At 57.8% G+C, this 16493-nt stretch carries 12 protein-coding genes; 7 read left to right on the top strand and 5 right to left on the bottom strand.

Going from position 1 to position 16493, the window contains the following annotated elements; translation table 11 throughout:
* Positions 1-4 precede the first annotated feature (4 nt).
* Entirely contained in the window at positions 5-1114 is a 1110-nt protein-coding gene (locus tag Pla100_RS12065) for a hypothetical protein (protein WP_146577931.1), read from the top strand.
* A 1082-nt stretch (positions 1115-2196) separates the two neighbouring features.
* A complete protein-coding gene (locus tag Pla100_RS12060) occupies positions 2197-2790 on the top strand; it encodes an REP-associated tyrosine transposase (protein ID WP_231602987.1) in 594 nt (197 codons plus the stop codon).
* 285 nt (positions 2791-3075) lie between these two features.
* Here the strand turns inward: Pla100_RS12060 and lpdA are convergent, their stop codons facing one another.
* The 3 genes from lpdA to Pla100_RS12045 all read right to left on the bottom strand — a co-directional run bounded on the left by lpdA (position 3076) and on the right by Pla100_RS12045 (position 6283).
* Positions 3076-4503, bottom strand: coding sequence for a dihydrolipoyl dehydrogenase (lpdA, locus tag Pla100_RS12055; RefSeq protein WP_146577930.1), 1428 nt, complete (start codon positions 4501-4503; stop codon positions 3076-3078).
* Between the two features lie 21 nt (positions 4504-4524).
* Entirely contained in the window at positions 4525-5133 is a 609-nt protein-coding gene (rpsD, locus tag Pla100_RS12050) for a 30S ribosomal protein S4 (RefSeq protein WP_146577929.1), read from the bottom strand.
* 124 nt (positions 5134-5257) lie between these two features.
* Complete coding sequence (locus Pla100_RS12045) at positions 5258-6283, bottom strand: FAD:protein FMN transferase (protein ID WP_315853471.1); 1026 nt, start codon at positions 6281-6283, stop codon at positions 5258-5260.
* A gap of 110 nt (positions 6284-6393) precedes the next feature.
* Here Pla100_RS12045 and Pla100_RS12040 point away from each other — a divergent pair, with 110 nt between their 5' ends.
* From Pla100_RS12040 to Pla100_RS12020, 5 genes are all read left to right on the top strand, one after another.
* Entirely contained in the window at positions 6394-7248 is an 855-nt protein-coding gene (locus Pla100_RS12040; protein ID WP_146577928.1) for an OmpA/MotB family protein, read from the top strand.
* 116 nt (positions 7249-7364) lie between these two features.
* The gene (locus tag Pla100_RS12035) at positions 7365-8330 is read left to right on the top strand and encodes an SMP-30/gluconolactonase/LRE family protein (protein WP_231602986.1); all 966 of its coding nucleotides are present in this window, start codon (positions 7365-7367) and stop codon (positions 8328-8330) included.
* 73 nt (positions 8331-8403) lie between these two features.
* Positions 8404-9042: a methionine-R-sulfoxide reductase gene (locus tag Pla100_RS12030; protein WP_146577927.1), complete on the top strand. Its 639-nt coding sequence runs from the start codon at positions 8404-8406 to the stop codon at positions 9040-9042.
* A gap of 424 nt (positions 9043-9466) precedes the next feature.
* Positions 9467-9748 (top strand): DUF485 domain-containing protein, encoded by a 282-nt coding sequence (locus tag Pla100_RS12025; protein ID WP_146577926.1) that lies wholly within the window; start codon positions 9467-9469, stop codon positions 9746-9748.
* Positions 9745-11721, top strand: coding sequence for a sodium/solute symporter (locus tag Pla100_RS12020; RefSeq protein WP_146577925.1), 1977 nt, complete (start codon positions 9745-9747; stop codon positions 11719-11721). The genes Pla100_RS12025 and Pla100_RS12020 overlap by 4 nt, the downstream gene beginning before the upstream one ends.
* 75 nt (positions 11722-11796) lie before the next feature.
* Here the strand turns inward: Pla100_RS12020 and Pla100_RS12015 are convergent, their stop codons facing one another.
* Positions 11797-14454, bottom strand: coding sequence for a mechanosensitive ion channel domain-containing protein (locus Pla100_RS12015; RefSeq protein WP_315853470.1), 2658 nt, complete (start codon positions 14452-14454; stop codon positions 11797-11799).
* Positions 14455-14730: 276 nt separating this feature from the next.
* Positions 14731-16491 carry a sugar phosphorylase gene (locus Pla100_RS12010; protein WP_146577923.1) on the bottom strand — a complete coding sequence of 587 codons (1761 nt, stop codon included), beginning with the start codon at positions 16489-16491 and terminating at the stop codon, positions 14731-14733.
* Between the last annotated feature and the right edge of the window lie 2 nt (positions 16492-16493).

Genomic DNA, 16493 nt, shown 5'->3' with positions numbered 1-16493 from the left:
TACGATGGCTCGACGCAAACCTGACGACGATGATGACGGCGGCCTCGACTCACTGCTTGATACAATGACGAATGTCGTCGGCATCTTGGTGCTGATTCTAATCGTCACGCAAATGAGCGTGGCGGAAGTCGTCGCCCGCATCACGACCGAAAGCACCGTGGATGCCGAAACGCTTGCCGAATTGAAAAAACAACTCGCCGAAAAAGAAGAGGAAAAGGAAGACCTCGAAAGTGTGCTCGTCGATCCGCTTTCAATCGACGCCGAGAAACAACTCGCTGAACTGGAGCGAAAAAAAGAGCTGCTCGAACGACGACGCAAGCTACTCGAAGAAAAAGAGAAACAGAAGAACGAGTTCGCCATCAAGATCCAACAGGACCGCGAGATGGCGGAAAAAAGAAAGAAAGAGATCGAGGACACCGAGGCGAAACGAGAAGAACTCAAAGCGGTCGTGGAGAGTTCGTTGGAACGTCGCGCCGAATTGAAAGCAAGGTTGGCGCGGACCCCTAAGACCGAAGCGCCGGCTGACATCGAGGTCAGTATCCCGAACCCACGCCCGCCACCGCCGGGTGCAAAGCAGTTGATTTTCTTTTGTAAGAACGACCAGGTCTACCCGATTCTCTCCGACCCATTTCGAGAACGGGCCGAAGCGAAGGCCCGTCAATTGATCGCCCGTTTTAAACTGGACCGAGATCCTGAAGCGGGCATCGATCCGAAAGCATTCGGTGAAAAGTGGGAACGGCTCGATGACAGCGATCGATATTTCAACGTCGAGTACTTCATCGCTGGAAATCGCTATTTACGTTTGAAGTTCATTCCGCTCGAAGGCAAAGGTGCCACAGACGAAGAACTCAAGAACCCACGTTCGCAGTTTCGCAAGGCGATGACGACGATCGATCCGACGAAGGCCTACGCACGCTTCTTTGTGGCCCCGGACAGTTTCGGAGTCTACGTGACGGCGCGACGGGTTTGCAGCGAGATGGGGTTACTAGCCGGATGGGAAGCCGTCGCGGACAATTGGGAATACACCAGTTGGGTCCCCGGAGACATCGAACTGGGACCGCCACAACCGAAGGAGCCGCCCAAGCCAGGCAAGCCCCAAAACCTAATCGATTAACCCGTAGGCTGGGTGGAGGAGGCTCTGCGACGAACACCCGGCAGGACTCACCAATCAACTTGGTTCGCCCAACGCCATGCCGGGTCTCCGCTATCGCTGCGACCCAGCCTACTTGGTGACCGATGTAGGCTGGGTGGAGGAGGCTTTGCGACGAACACCCGGCAGGAGCCACCAATCAACTTGGTTTGCCCAACGCCATGCCGGGTCTCCGCTATCGCTGCGACCCAGCCTACTTTGCGACCGACGTAGGCTGGGTGGAGGAGGCTCTGCGACGAACACCCGGCAGGAACCACCAATCAAATCGGTTCACCCAACGCCATGCCGGGTCTCCGCTATCGCTGCGACCCAGCCTACTTGCCGACCGACGTAGGCTGGGTGGAGGAGGCTTTGCGACGAACACCCGGCAGGACTCACCAATCAACTTGGTTCGCCCAACCCATGCCGGGTCTCCGCTATCGCTGCGACCCAGCCTACTTGGCGACCGACGTAGGCTGGGTGGAGGAGGCTCTGCGACGAACACCCGGCAGGAACCACCAATCAACTCGGTTTGCCCAACGCCATGCCGGGTCTCCGCTATCGCTGCGACCCAGCCTACTTCGCGACCGACGTAGGTTGGGTGGAGGAGGCTCTGCGACGAACACTCGGCAGGAACCACCAATCAACTCGGTTTGCCCAATGCCATGCCGGGTCTCCGCTATCACTGCGACCCAGCCTACTTCGCGTCCCACGTAGGCTGGGTGGAGGAGGCTTTGCGACGAACACCCGGCAGGAACCACCAATCAACTCGGTTTGCCCAATGCCATGCCGGGTCTCCGCTATCGCTGCGACCCAGCATACTTTGCGACCGACGTAGGCTGGGTCGAGGAGGCTCTGCGACGAACACCCGGCAGGACCCGCCAATCAAATTGGTTCGCCCAACACCGTGCCGGGTCTCCGCTATCGCTGCGACCCAGCCTACTTGGTGACCGATGTAGGCTGGGTGGAGGAGGCTCTGCGACGAACACCCGGCGGAGGGTCTGGGGTAAGCTTGTTCATTCATTCACATGCCGGGTCTGCGCCGAAGCGGCTTCGACCCAGCCTACTTGAATCCATACTACCTAAACCAGGAGTTCGCCATGTCGGACTATCGGCGTTGGTTCGTGCCGGGCGGAACTTATTTTCTTACACTGGTGACATACCAACGCCAGCCGATACTCACTACCGACGAGGGACGTGATCTTCTTCGAGAGTCGATCCTGGATGTTTGGCGGCCTCATCGTTTTAAGCTGGTTGCGGCGGTGCTATTACCGGATCACTTTCATCTCATGATGTCGCTTCCCACCGGTGACTTCCGCTATTCCATGCGAATCCAACGAATCAAATCGGGGTTCACGCGACGATGGTTGGAGGCAGGGTATTCGGAAGTCGAGGTTACCGAAGCCGAACGAAAAAAGAATCAGCACGGAATCTGGCAACCGAGGTTTTGGGAACATACCGTTCAAGACGAAGACGACCTCCATCGTTGTGCGGACTACATTCATTGGAACCCGCGAAAGCATGAACTTGTAAAACGAGTCGTTGATTACCCTTGGTCTTCGTTCCATCGATTTGTTCGCGAAGGCCATTACGAATTGCATTGGGGCGGGGAATGCCCTGAGAGCCTGAAGTCTACGAAACCTAGTTGGGGCGAACCTTGATAGCAGGGATGCCGGGTCTCCGCCGAAGCGGCTGCGACCCAGCCTACTTTGCGACCGCCGTAGGCTGGGTGGAGGAGGCTTTGCGACGAACACCCGGCAGGAACCACCAATCAACTCGGTTTGCCCAACGCCATGCCGGGTCTCCGCTATCGCTGCGACCCAGCCTACTTCGCGACCGACGTAGGCTGGGTGGAGGAGGCTCTGCGACGAACACCCGGCAGGAACCACCAATCAAATCGGTTCGCCCAACGCCATGCCGGGTCTCCGCTATCGCTGCGACCCAGCCTACTTCTTTTTGGGTTTGTAAATCTCGGTGGCCGTACCGAAGTAGACCTCGCCTGCGTTCATCAACGTTTCGCTGAGCGTCGGGTGCGGGTGAACCGTCTCGGTAATGTCGGTAACCTCGCAACCCATCTCGATTGCCAAAGCCGCCTCGGCGATCAATTCGCCCGCGCCACTGCCGACGATCCCGCAACCGACCACGCGGTTGGTTTCCGGATCGACCAACCACTTGGTCAAACCGTTGGTGATGTTAAGTGCTTGAGCCCGACCGCTGGCCGCCCACGGGTAGACTTCGACGCTGACGTTGCGTCCGTCTCGTTTGGCTTCCTCTTCGGTGAGCCCCGCCCAAGCGATTTCGGGATCGGTGAAGACGACCGCTGGGATCGCGATCTTGTCAAACTCGACCGCCTTGCCCGCGATGACTTCCGCCGCTACGCGTCCCTCGTGGGTCGCTTTGTGCGCCAACATGGGATCGCCTGCAACGTCGCCGATTGCGAAAATTTTGGGATCGGCGGTGCGTTGTTGCTTATCGCACTCAACAAATCCGCGATCATTGACGACGACTTGGGTGTTTTCCAAACCCAAACCGCGGGTGACCGGACGGCGACCGACGCTGACCAAAACCCGATCAAATCGCTCGTGACCGAATTTGCCTGGGCCTTCGAACGTGACTTCGACTTGGTCATCGACTTCGCCGATCGAACCGACCTTGGTGTTCAAATAAATGCGACCTTCGCACAACGCTTCCATCTTCTTGGCGAGCGGTTTGACCAAGTCACGGTCGGCACCGGGCAACAAGCCTTCGGCGAGTTCGACAACGCTGACCTTGGAACCTAAATGGGCATAAACGGTGCCCATTTCCAATCCGATGTAGCCACCACCGATGACGAGTAGTGATTCGGGAATGTCCTTAAGATTCAAGGCTCCCGTGCTGTCCATCACGCGGTCGCTACCGATGTCAAAACTCGGTGGCATGGCAGGAACGCTGCCTGTCGCCAAGATGCAATGATCGAACGTAATCGAACCGCCCTCGGGGATCGATTCGTGATCGCCTTCGAGCTTCAGTTCGCCGGAGCTGACGAACGTGCCCCGAGCTTGGATCACTTTCACGCCCCGACGTTTGGCGAGGTTGCCCAGGCCGCCGGTCAGGTTGGAGATGACTTTGTCTTTTCGGGCGCGAACGGCGTCGATATCGATCGAGGGTTTGCCTGAATATTCGACTCCCCACTCATGCCTGAGTTCTTCGACCTCGCCGATAACTTTAGCGACGTGCAATAACGCCTTGCTGGGGATACAACCGCGCAACAAGCACGTGCCCCCGAGTCGCGGTTCGGATTCGACGATCGCCACGTCGAGACCTTCGTCGGCGGCCAAGAAAGCGGCAGCGTACCCACCAGGGCCGCCGCCGAGAACTACTACTGAAGCGTGCATGAGGTTTTCGACTAAAAGGACTTAGCGTGACAAGAATTCGACGACGCTGTTCGCGTCCACCGGAAGACTGATGTCGACGGGTCCGGGAAGGCTCAAGACGGTCGCCCGCAAACCTTCGCTGTCGAACGACACCCAATCGAGCCCGTCCGGAGGCGAGTTAGCGATCACACCACGGTAGAGGTTTTTCAGGTTTTCGCGGCCGCGAACTTCGATGATGTCACCAGCACGCAGCGTATAACCAGGCTTGGTGACCTTGATGCCGTTGACGCAGAAGTGACCGTGAACGATCCCTTGGCGAGCTTGCGGACGGGTTTTGGTGAAACCGACGCGGCGGACGACGTTGTCTAAACGACGCTCGCACATCAAAAGCAACAATTCACCGGTGTTGCCCGACTTTCGACCCACCAAATCAAAGTAACGTCGCAGTTGACGCTCGCCCAAGCCGTAATAGTGCTTGATCTTTTGTTTTTCCATCAACGCCAAGCCGTAGTTACTCGGCCGACGTCCACGGGTGTGCATTCCCGGAGGCGTGTTGCGGCGATCGAGGGCGCGGGTGGCACCGGCGGTTTCGTAAAGCATCGTGCCCAAACGACGGTTGATTCGGGCTTTAGGACCTGTGTAATGACCCATAAGTTCTCTCGGGAAATGGAAAGTGGGCGGCGGGATTCAATCGCATGACGAACGATTCGTCGCGTTGTTCTCACCTGGTTTCAGAAAATTCGAGCGGGGATTGTGGACACTCTGGGCAAATTTATCAAGGGGAAACGCTTTCACCCACGTCAGACCATCCTTCCGGGGGCTCCGCCCAGGCCCAATTCCCGGTCGTGGCGATCTCCACGTCGTCCTGCCGCGAGGCATCGGCGACGAGAATCAGCGGCAAGACGGGCGTTTCGGCCGTGGCGAATCGCGTCGCTTCCTCTCGCCCCATCACGAACAAACCCGTCGCCAACGCGTCCGCGTCGACCGCGCGATCGGTCACCAAACTCAGCGACAATAAATCGCCGGCCGGTTGCCCGGTTCGCGGATCGATCACGTGCCCATAACGCTGTCCGCGATGGTGAAAGAACTGCTTGCCACTACCGCTCGTCGCGAGGGCCGCATCCTGCAACCAAATCCCCGCCAAACGGCGATTCGGTTTGGTCGGATGAGCCAACCCGACCAACCAACCCCGAGGCGGGGCCGACTCGGCCTGCGGTTCTTCATCCGAATCGAACTGATCCCCGCACGCCAGCACACTGCTTTGCCCCGCATGAATCAAGAAGCTGGCGATCCCGGCCGCCTTCAATCCGGTCGCAAGTCGGTCGATCGCTTCACCTTTGCCGATCCCGCCGAGGTTCAGCCGCATGCCCGGCTTGGCAAGCGATACGCGGCGGGTGGCCGGATCGAGCGACATGCCGTCGCCGCCGACCAATTCTCGTGCCGCTTCGATTTCCGAGCGATTCGGTTTACGGCCCTGCCGACGGGTGAACCCCCAGGCTTCGACGAGCGGCCCGGCCGTGATGTCAAACGCCCCCCCGGTCGCCTCGTTCAGTTCCTGGGCGTGGCGTAAGAGGGCGAACGTTTCAGGCGAAACGCAGACTCCGTCGCCGCCGGCCGAACGATTGATCGCGGCGATTTCGCTGTTTTCGTTATAAACCGTCAAGCGTTTTTCGATCCCGTCGACGCGTTCGAGTTGGTCCAGCACCACGTCGGCGACCGACCGAGTGCCGATCGACTGATGCTCGTCGCGAACCAGGACCACAAAATCGCACGCCATCGCGCGGTGAGAGAATTCAAGCAAGACGATGACCGGGGAAAGGATGCATGTTCAAAACGATATTGTGACGAAATGCCAAGTTTGCCTAAAGTCCAGTGGTGTTTGAGTCATTCCACCCCCTCCGGACCTTCGTCATGTGCTCGATTCGCTCCGTCGTCCGATCGCCGCTCGCGTCGACACTGGTCGTCGGATGTGCGGTGCTTGGGATGGTCGGATGCAGCCAAAATCCATACCTAGCCGGCGGTCCGGCCGGATCGGTCTGGCAGGCACCCGGACAAACCCAACTGACGGCCGTCCAAGCTCAGGTGGCCGAACTGAACCGCCGCGTGCAATTGCTCGATGACAACAATCGGCAACTCACCACTCAGTTGGCCCAAAGCGAACAGCAGGCCCAAGTGTACCGCGACGAACTGAACCTCGTCCGCACCCAATTGGCCGATACGGCTCGACAATACGAAGCCGCACGGATCGCCGCGAACGAAGCTCAAAACTCCGCTCGGAACTTTCAAGCCTCCGCTCAACTTCGCGGCGGTGCGACGATCCGAGCGAATACCAATCTGAACCAACTCGTCGGACGGTTGAACCTTGGCAATATTCCGGTCCAACCGGACGGAGAAGTGATCCGCGTGATCGTCCCATCGGACCAATTGTTCGCCCCCGGTACCGCTCAAATGCAACCGCAGGCCGCCTCGATCATGGACCCCATCGCGGCGCAGTTGCGATCGGTGTTCCCGCGTCAACGCATCGGCATCGAAGGCTATACCGACAACGCGCCGACTTACGGAGGCGCGACCGCGAGTCCCCATCAATTGACCTCGGCGCAAACTTCGGCGCTCTTGGATCTGTTGACCCGTCGCAGTGGCATGCCGGGCGAACAACTGTTCATCGTCTCTCATGGCGCGAACAATCCGCGAGCGGACAACTCGACTCCGGCGGGTCGCGTCGCCAACCGCCGCATCGAGATGGTGATCTATCCCGAGACGTTCTGAATGCGGACTTCTGCCGACCTGCCCCGCATTTCCAAGACTTTTCGCGGCGTCTTCAGTATGATGCAATCGTTTCCGGTCATCTTAAACGATTCCATTTCCCACCGAGACTCCCACCAATGCTCCAACGATCCCTCACCGCTCGAAAGCTTTTCTGCACGTTTGCTTTGACCGCCCTGCCGATCGGGGTGACGGTTCCGATGACCCATGCCGACGAAACCAAGGTCGTTGCTGAATCCGTCGCATCGCCCAAGACCATCGAACCGACCGGCGAAGTCGTCAAATTGCTCTCCGGGTTCACCTTCACCGAAGGCCCCACGATGACCGAAGACGGGTCGTTGTACTTCACCGATATTCCCAAGACTCGCATCCACCGGCTTGCCCCCGACGGGACATTGGGGATCTTCACCGACCAATCCAACCGGGCCAATGGTTTGTGGGCGCTTCCGGGCGGCAAGATGCTCGCTTGTGAAATGGAAGGGGCTCTCGTGCGATACACGTTGGCCGACGGCACGCGTGAGGTGCTCGCCGATCAATACGACGGAAAACGTTTCAACGCGTGCAACGACTTGGTCGTCGACGAACATGGCGGAATCTATTTCACCGATCCGCTCTACAACGCCCCCACGCCGTTGCCTCAAGGCATCCAAGCGGTCTATTACCTCGCCGCCGATGGCACGGTGAGCCGATTGACCGGCCACATCGCCGCGCCCAACGGCATCGGTTTATCACTTGACGGATCGAAACTGTATGTCATCCCGAGCATGCAGGCCGAGATGTTGGTCTTCGATGTCGAGTCGGCCGGTAAAGTATCGGTCGGCCGCACGTTCTGTATCCTGAAACAACCCGAAGGCAAATCCGACACCGGCGGCGACGGGATGACGATGGACGAACAAGGCAACCTGTACATCACGACGCACACGGGCGTTCAGATTTACAGCCCTGAGGCGGATTACTTGGGCACCGTTTCGTTCCCCGAACAGCCCGCCAATGTGACGTTCATGGGCAAGGATCGCAAAACCATGGTCGTCACCGCCCGCACGTCGCTGTACCAAGTCGAAATGCCGATCAGCGGTCGCAAGTAACCGATTCGAACGAACTCTTCCTCACCCGCGTAATAGCGAAACCACCCGATCACTCAAGTTGGAGAAAAATGCGATGAAGGTCAAATCATGGTTTTCGATGGGATTGCTCGTGCTGGGATTGCTGAGCGTTCTGGCGATCAAGGCGTCCGAGCAGCCCGTTCGAGCCGATGACGACGCAGACACGACCACGAAGACAGTCGCCGTCGATGAAAGCACCGAACCATCGACCGAGGCGGAACCGGTTTCCGACGCCGACGAGACGAAGGAAGACGCCGACGAAGCCTCCGAGCAAAAGGTCACCTACGGGCGGTACAACCCGCTGAACCAATTCGAACGATGGGTGATTGAACAAAAGGGAACCGAGCGTGCTGGCACGGGCGGTTATACCGAGAACAAAAAAGAAGGCACCTACATCTGTCGTCGTTGCAACGCGAAGTTGTATCGCAGCGGTGACAAGTTCGAGAGTCATTGCGGTTGGCCGAGTTTCGATGACGAGATCAAAGGAGCCGTCCGCCGACAAACCGACGCCGACGGATACCGTATCGAGATTTTGTGCGCCAATTGCGACGGCCACTTGGGACACGTTTTTCACGGCGAACGAATGACCGAGAAGAACACGCGTCACTGCGTCAATTCTGTCTCGATGAAGTTCATCCCCAAGGGCAAAAAAATCCCACCGATGATCAAACCATCCAGCGAAAAGCCAGAGTAGCCTGGGTCAAAGAGTAGCCTGGTTCGCAGCGTAGGCTGGGCCGCAGCGATAGCGGAGACCCGGCAGGCTATTGGCTATTGGCTATTGGTTGTTGGTTGTTGGTTGTTGGTTGTTGGTTGGGCGATTGACAATCGGACCGATCCGTCCGTTCCTCGCAACTCTTCACTCTTCACTCTTCACTCTTCACTCTTCACTCTTCACTCTTCACTCTTCACTCTTCACTCTTCACTCGCCTCTCGCCTCTCGCCTCTCGCCTCTCGCCTCTCGCCTCTCGCCTCTCGCCTCTCGCCTCTCGCCTCTCGCCGGGTGTGCGTCGCAAAGCCTCCTTCACCCAGCCTACTTCAGCGGCGGCTTACCACATCGGATCGCGGATCGAGTATCCTACGGCGTCAATTCCTCGCCGCGACTACTCGGAGCCGCTTCCTTGCCTGACTCGATCCCGCCGTCTGAGACGAACCCGCCCTCTGATTCGCATCATAACGACCAGCCCGCTGCATCCCCGCTCGGTCTGGCTTTGTTTGCCGCTTACACGTTGTTGTACCTCGGGTTCGTGCTGATCAATGCGTTCTCCGCCTCGACGATGGAAACGGTCGTCTTTGCCGGATTGAACTTGGCCATCGTTTACGGGTTCGGGCTGATCATTGCCGCGATCGTTTTGGCGTTCGTCTACGGTTTCGCTTCGCGTGAAACGGGAGAACGATCATGATTTACGATCCCTCGTATACCGCGATTGTGATTTTCTTCCTGTTCGTCGGTTTCACCGTCGGGCTCAGTTTTTACTTAGGCAGCAAAGCGAAATCTTCGGCGGGTTATTTCGCCGCTCACGGTCAAATCCCCTGGTTCATCAACGGCATCGCCTTTGCCGGGGATTACCTTTCGGCCGCCTCGTTCTTAGGCATTTGCGGGATGATCGCCGCTTATGGTTATGACGGGTTCTTGTATTCGATCGGTTATCTCGCGGGATGGATCGTGGCGTTGTTCGTGATCGCCGAACCGATGAAGAAGCTCGGCAAGTTCACCTTCGCCGACGCCCTCGATGCCAAGTTCAACTCGCCGGGCATCAAAGCCGCCGCCGGGATCAGCACGCTGATCGTGAGCGTGTTTTACCTGATCCCACAAATGGTCGGCGCGGGCGTGTTGATTCAACCGCTGCTCGGTTTCCCACACTGGGTCGGCGTGGTTTTGGTCGGTGCGGTGGTGATCACGATCGTGGTGACGGCGGGCATGTTGTCGACGACTTGGGTGCAATTCCTCAAAGGCTCGTTGCTGGTCGTCTTCAGCAGTGTGCTGGTTTATTTCGTGTTGCAAAAAGGGTTCGAAGTCGATCGGACATCGTTCGCGGTCATCGGTCCGATCGCGGACGCCGACTCACCCCAATCCATCGCCGACTCGATCGGTCGAGAACTGTTCCAACCTAGCGACCAACGCGGTGAAAATCACGGCGATGGTTGGCAACAAGCCGACCAGTACATCCGGTTTGCCTCCAAGGGCGATGCGGGGTTTGACGTCTTCAAGATTGAACAACGTGATGACGGGGTTTATTTGCTCGAAGGTCAATCGCAAACCAAGCGGGCTGGCGCCGACACGTTGATCGGCGGCGTGCCGATGGGACGTGATGAAGGCGAGCGGACCCTTCGTCCCGGAGGTCAGGTGACGCGTCTGCCTGCGGAATACGATACTGGCTCGACCGGACCACTGGGACCGATCGAATTCTTTGACGTTCTCCGGCGCAGCGAAGTGATGTTGTGGGGAAGCGACCGGATCGATCACAGCGACGGATCGACGACGATGGTTTATTACCAAAAGCCGACCGAAGGGTCTCGTGTCCTTCGCCCGGGCGAACATCCGACGTTTCAAGGCATTCGCAATGACCAATGGACCGACCGCATCAACTTCCTTTCATTGATGTTGGCGTTGTTTTGCGGCACGGCTTCGTTGCCTCATATTTTGATTCGTTACTACACGGTTAAAGATGGTGCGGCGGCTCGCAAGAGCACGATCGTGGGTATCGCCAGCATCGGCTTCTTTTACGTTTTGACGTTGTATCTCGGCTTGGGTGCGATGGTCAGCGGCACGCTCGACGTAACCAACTCGAACATGGCGGCACCGCTACTCGCCCGCGGGATCAGTGACTTGTTGTTCGCGATCATCTCGGCGATCGCCTTCACGACTGTGTTGGGAACCGTCAGCGGCTTGATCCTCGCCAGCAGCGGCGCGGTCGCTCACGATTTGCTCGGCGGTGTGATGGGGATCAATTTCTCCGAAGCCAACCAGGTCCGCGTGGCCAAAGTCGCGGCGGTCGTCGTCGGCGCGATTGCGATCGTGTTGGGCATTCTGTTCAAAGGGCTCAACGTCAGCTATCTGGTCGGCTGGGCGTTCAGCATCGCGGCGAGCGCGAACTTGCCAGCGTTGGTGATGCTGCTGTTTTGGAAACGCACGACGGCTGCGGGAATCATCGCGAGCGTTTGCGTCGGCATGTTCAGCTCGCTGGGGTGGATCTTGTTATCAGCCGACACCTACGGGAAGGTCTACGGCATCGACCCAGCCTCCAGCCCGATCCCATTTAGCCAACCGGGGATTGTGACAATCCCCTTGGCACTGGCAACGTTGGTGGTGGTCTCGTTGATGACCGGTAAGCAAAGATCTCACTCAGATGCCGAGCCACTGGTGGGTCGATAACGGGCTATTCCAAGTTCGGAGACTGCTAATCTTTGATCGGCAATCGCTGGATATTCAGCATCACACGTTTGTCTCTCAGGCCGATCGCTTCAATCGACGACTGACGCCCTTGCGGCTGACCTCGTCCATGTCCGGCTGCGCCGGTTGGTCGGCCGCCAAGATACTTTCATCATGCAAGAACCGACGAACCACCCGCAACAGCTCGTCGCGAAAACGTTCGGGATGCGGCCCCGGTTCGATCCATGCCCGCACTTCGATGCGTTGGGTTCGTTTACCAACGCACACCAACGTGGCTTGGGGTGCCGGTGACAACAAGACCGCTTCTTGATCGATCACCAGTTCTTGCAACTTTCGACAAATGTCGGCGGGTCGCTGATCACGACTGACGGCGACCTCGAGCGGGATCACGTTCAACCGACCTGCACCCATCCAGTTGGTAACGTCCTCGTTGACGAAGTTCTTGTTCGGGATGATGACTTCGCGACCTTCATCGTCGGACAACACCGTCGTTCGCAACCGCTGCGCCGCGACGCGTCCGGTCACTCGTCCGACCGTGATGAAGTCACCCAACCGGGCAGGCTTCTCGAACAGCACGATCAATCCGCCGAACAGATTGCGAACCATGTCTTGCAACCCGAATCCTAAGCCGATCGTCAGGCCGACGGCGAGCCACTGGATCGTTTGCCAACGCACGCCGATCCATTGGCAAGCGATCAAACACCCCACTCCGAACAACAGACATCTTCCCAGGACGAGCGAGAAATGTTCCATCCCTTCGTCGAACGACACTCGTTGCAATACCAAGGCGTCGAACAACGCGGGCAATAGTTTCGCCAGTTGAAAGGCGACGAACAAGGTCACCGCAGCGAGTAACAAGTGCATCGCCGTAACGGGAGTTTCCTCGATCATCGAACCTGCGACCCGTTGGCCATCAGCCGCAATTAACGACGTCGGCACAGTGTCCTGCACCGTCCAAACGACCGGGTTGCCCATTCGAACGTGCGGGAACATATCAATCCAAAGCCACCCGAATCCAATGATTCCAGTCAACACCAATGCACATTGACACAAGAACGCCAACTGATGTTTCAGTTCAAGGTAATGTTCTCCCAACACGCCAGTGACTTCCGCGTGCGATTCCATCTCGCCATAGCGGCGCGTCGACCGGGCGGCCTCTTGGTTTGCGATGCTCTTGCTTGATCCGGCCAAGTTTTGCCATGCCATGGCCGAGAGGATTTTGATACCGCCCCATAACGTGGCCGCGATCGTCAGCCCGACCAAAGTGAAGATCGCGCGTTTGATCAGCTCGTTCGCCGTATCGCCGTAACCCAGCGCCGACGCTGCGATCATCGCGAAGGGGAAACCGATACCGATCAAATAAATCACCACACGAATGCGGTGGATGACGCTGCCGCCCAACTTCGCGATCAAAGGCTCCAAAAAACCGCCTTTGGGACGCAGCGTAAGATGAGCGGTCCATGCGACCAAGCACATCGATCCGATGAACCCGAACCGTGAAACCGAATCTCGCCAGATGCCGCGATCGAACGACGCCGAGAACGTCACCACGTAAGCAGCCAGGACGAGCCCGAATCCGATCAAGGTCAGGTAAGCGGTCGCACGATCACGTCGCGGTAAATCCAAGTGAACGAACTGATCAACATAACCGAACTTGCGAAGCACCTGACGTGGAACCTCGACCATCCAAGCGACCAAACTCGCCGCGTAACAACCGTTCGCCGCGTGCAGAGTCGATTCTGAAACCACGCCGCCATCGAGCCAACGTGCGATACTGTAAAGCATCAACGGAATGCCCGACGAAACGACCACCGTTAAGAAACTCGAAAGCACCTGACGGATCGCAGGGGTCGACGCCCGCAATTGCTTCCGCTCGCCGATCGCGAGCAACAGGACCTTCGCTCGCCAACGTGCGATCGCGATCAACATGAGAGCGGACAACCATCCGATCGCGGTCGCCGGATTCGCATTCCATTTGTTCTCAAGGGCCAGCCCGAACTCACCGCTGCGGCGGGTGCTGAAAAATGCGGCCAAGCCAGGCTTGATTCGACCCAGATCGCTGACGCCGATCGGGTCGCCGCTGCGAATCCACATCACGTGACGATCGATCAAGCGGCGATATTCGTCGCTGAGTTTTGCCGATGCCGTGGTGGCCGCGTCGAGTTCACCGAGTTTTTGTTGGTAGTCATGGTAACCCTGACGCAGCGCCTCCAGCCAGCCATAACGATGCCGCAACAAATCGGAAATCTGTCTCGCGATGATCGGGTTGGTCAGCCCACTCGGGTTCACGCCGGGCTGGGCCAATAATTCGTTCGTTTGCGAAGTGACGTCCGAGCCATCCCAACGCACCATCTCCAGTTCCAGTTGTTCCTGCCGAGACCGTCCGATCTCTTGGCTGGCAAAGAGCGTTTGTGAATCATGGGCCTGCCACTGGTCGAGTTGCTCTTGCTTGTTTCGCAGCAACAAACCAATTGTTGGCGTCAGACCATACTCATCGATTTTGGCACTGACGTCGTTGAAATCGCGTGTTGTTGACTGGAGTTTCCGGTTGGCCTCGTTCACCCGCTCGGAAAGTGTCCCCATATTCTCGGCTAGTCGTGCCCAACGATCGGCAAAATCCGCGTTGCTGTTGGCAATCTCGGCAACGGACGCCGGCAACGAACGTGACAAATCGCGAAACCGATCCGCCGATTGGCGAGCCGAATCGATCGACACTCCATCGTAGCGGGGAATAAACGCATTCGTCGATTGCGCTCCAACGAAACCGGCGAACGGCCCGCACGGGCAGCCCCACGTTATCAGACAAAGGAGCAGCCAGCCCCAACGCGTCCGACATCGGTTGGCAAAGCCGTCGAACATGAAAAATTTGGGGCGCATCGTCGACCAAGACCACAAAAGAAACGTGAGTAACCAAGTTAGAATGCACGTTTACATTTTTCACGCTGGAAACTCCATACCGATTCGTGCTAGGGTGGTGTCCGGCTCGTGACCTCACTTCAACCAACGAACTTGGAAGGGGCGGAGGCTCAAGGGCATGGCGTTTGAGAGATCTTCTTGGGCGAGTACGTCGCATTGATACGATACCTTCACTGGATCGATACGGATCGTGCGGGGTTGATCGGTTAAATTCGCGATCACGCCGACCCGTTGTCCGTCGGCTGCGGTTCGGACGAAACCGATCAGTCCGTCGGTCGGCAGGTCCAAAACCTCTTGATCGGCCTTCGGATCGAACGCGACGTGTCGCCGCCGGACCTCCAACAAACGCCGATACCCCTCGAATACTCGTCGCTGCAAGGAATCGGGATTCGACAACGCCGCATTCAATTCTTCGGCATCGTACTTGTGTCGATTGATTCGTCGTGGAATGCCGGAGGTTTTCACCGCGTCAATATCGCTGGGAGAACCGACAAGCGAATGAAAGTAGACTGCGGGAACGCCTCGCATCGACAACATGATCGCCTGCGTGGCCAAGAACCGCCGCGAATGTTCGGCGGCCGAGACGGTGCGACGATCTGCGACGGCGTCGAGGTACGTGATATTAAGTTCATACGGGCTCTCGGTCCCATCGCTGTTCGCTCGCATGCCGATCCGGCTGCCGTGATCGCGAACGATTTGAACCAACCGATCGATTCGTTCGGGCGGAACCAAACCTTCCGCCGGTCGGACCCCGATCCCGTCGTGCGACGCGGTGAAGTTGAAATAAGTCGTTTGGTCCGAGGGCAATGACAAACTTCGCATCCAATCCGCCAAGACCCCCGTATCGCCGCTGTGGATCGCGTCGAGCATCAACGGCGGCAGGCTGAATTGATAGACCATGTGGGCTTCGTCGTTGCCGTCGCCGAAGTAGCTGATGTTCTCCTGATGAGGAACATTCGTTTCCGTCAACACGATCGTCCCGGGGACGGTTCGGTCGAGTACGTGACGCATCAATTTCACCGCCGCATGAGTTTGCGGCAGATGCAAACACGACGTGCCGATTTGTTTCCACAAAAAAGCGATCGCGTCAAGTCGAATGATACGCGCGCCACGCAACGCGTACTCGACGAGCGTCGTGATCATCCGCAACATGACCTGCGGGTTGGCGTAGTTCAAATCGACTTGATCGGCGCTGAACGTCGTCCATACGTAACGCGTTCCCGATGGCGTTTCGAACGGAGTCAACAACGGCAAGCTGCGAGGCCTGACGACCGACGACAAGTCCTCGCTCGGATCGGCGGTTGCATAAAACTCGGCATACTGCGGATTGTCGGCGATGAATCCTTGAAACCACTCGTGGGCCTGCGAGGAGTGGTTCAGCACCAAGTCGTACATCAGGTCGAAGTCACGACCGAGTGCGTGGATATCGTCCCAGGTTCCGAATTCCGGATCAACGGCGAGATAATCCGCCACCGAGAAACCGTCGTCACTGGTCGACGGACAAAAGGGTAACAAATGCACGCATCGGATCAGTTGCTCGAGACCGTTGTCCGTCAGAAAACGATGTTGAGTCTGCAGCGGCGAAAGACCGAGGGCGCGAACTTGATCCGCGTACGTAATCAACACAACATCGCGGTGATCCCACAACGGGTTGCCAGAACTTGCGCCGGAGTTCGCCTCGGAGCTTGCTCCCGACGTCTCCACGGATGCCGTGCGACAGGTATTGATGAGTGACTTGAGTCCTTCGGCGAGCACATCGGGAACCTCTCCGTAAACCTCTCTGATCCGATCATGAGTTTCTTGGAAGTCCGTTGTCTCGTCGGTAGCGGATGTCACAG

Source organism: Neorhodopirellula pilleata, assembly GCF_007859915.1.
GTDB classification, from domain to species: domain Bacteria; phylum Planctomycetota; class Planctomycetia; order Pirellulales; family Pirellulaceae; genus Rhodopirellula; species Rhodopirellula pilleata.
This window is presented reverse-complemented; position numbering and strand designations above follow the sequence as displayed.

What these genes read in the sequence shown, in the direction of transcription:
- rpsD (WP_146577929.1), bottom strand. Translation starts at nt 5,133, where the DNA reads ATGGGTCATTACACAGGTCCTAAAGCCCGAATCAACCGTCGTTTGGGC.
- Pla100_RS12030 (WP_146577927.1), top strand. Translation starts at nt 8,404, where the DNA reads ATGAAGGTCAAATCATGGTTTTCGATGGGATTGCTCGTGCTGGGATTG.
- Pla100_RS12020 (WP_146577925.1), top strand. Translation starts at nt 9,745, where the DNA reads ATGATTTACGATCCCTCGTATACCGCGATTGTGATTTTCTTCCTGTTC.
- Pla100_RS12040 (WP_146577928.1), top strand. Translation starts at nt 6,394, where the DNA reads ATGTGCTCGATTCGCTCCGTCGTCCGATCGCCGCTCGCGTCGACACTG.
- Pla100_RS12065 (WP_146577931.1), top strand. Translation starts at nt 5, where the DNA reads ATGGCTCGACGCAAACCTGACGACGATGATGACGGCGGCCTCGACTCA.
- lpdA (WP_146577930.1), bottom strand. Translation starts at nt 4,503, where the DNA reads ATGCACGCTTCAGTAGTAGTTCTCGGCGGCGGCCCTGGTGGGTACGCT.
- Pla100_RS12035 (WP_231602986.1), top strand. Translation starts at nt 7,365, where the DNA reads ATGCTCCAACGATCCCTCACCGCTCGAAAGCTTTTCTGCACGTTTGCT.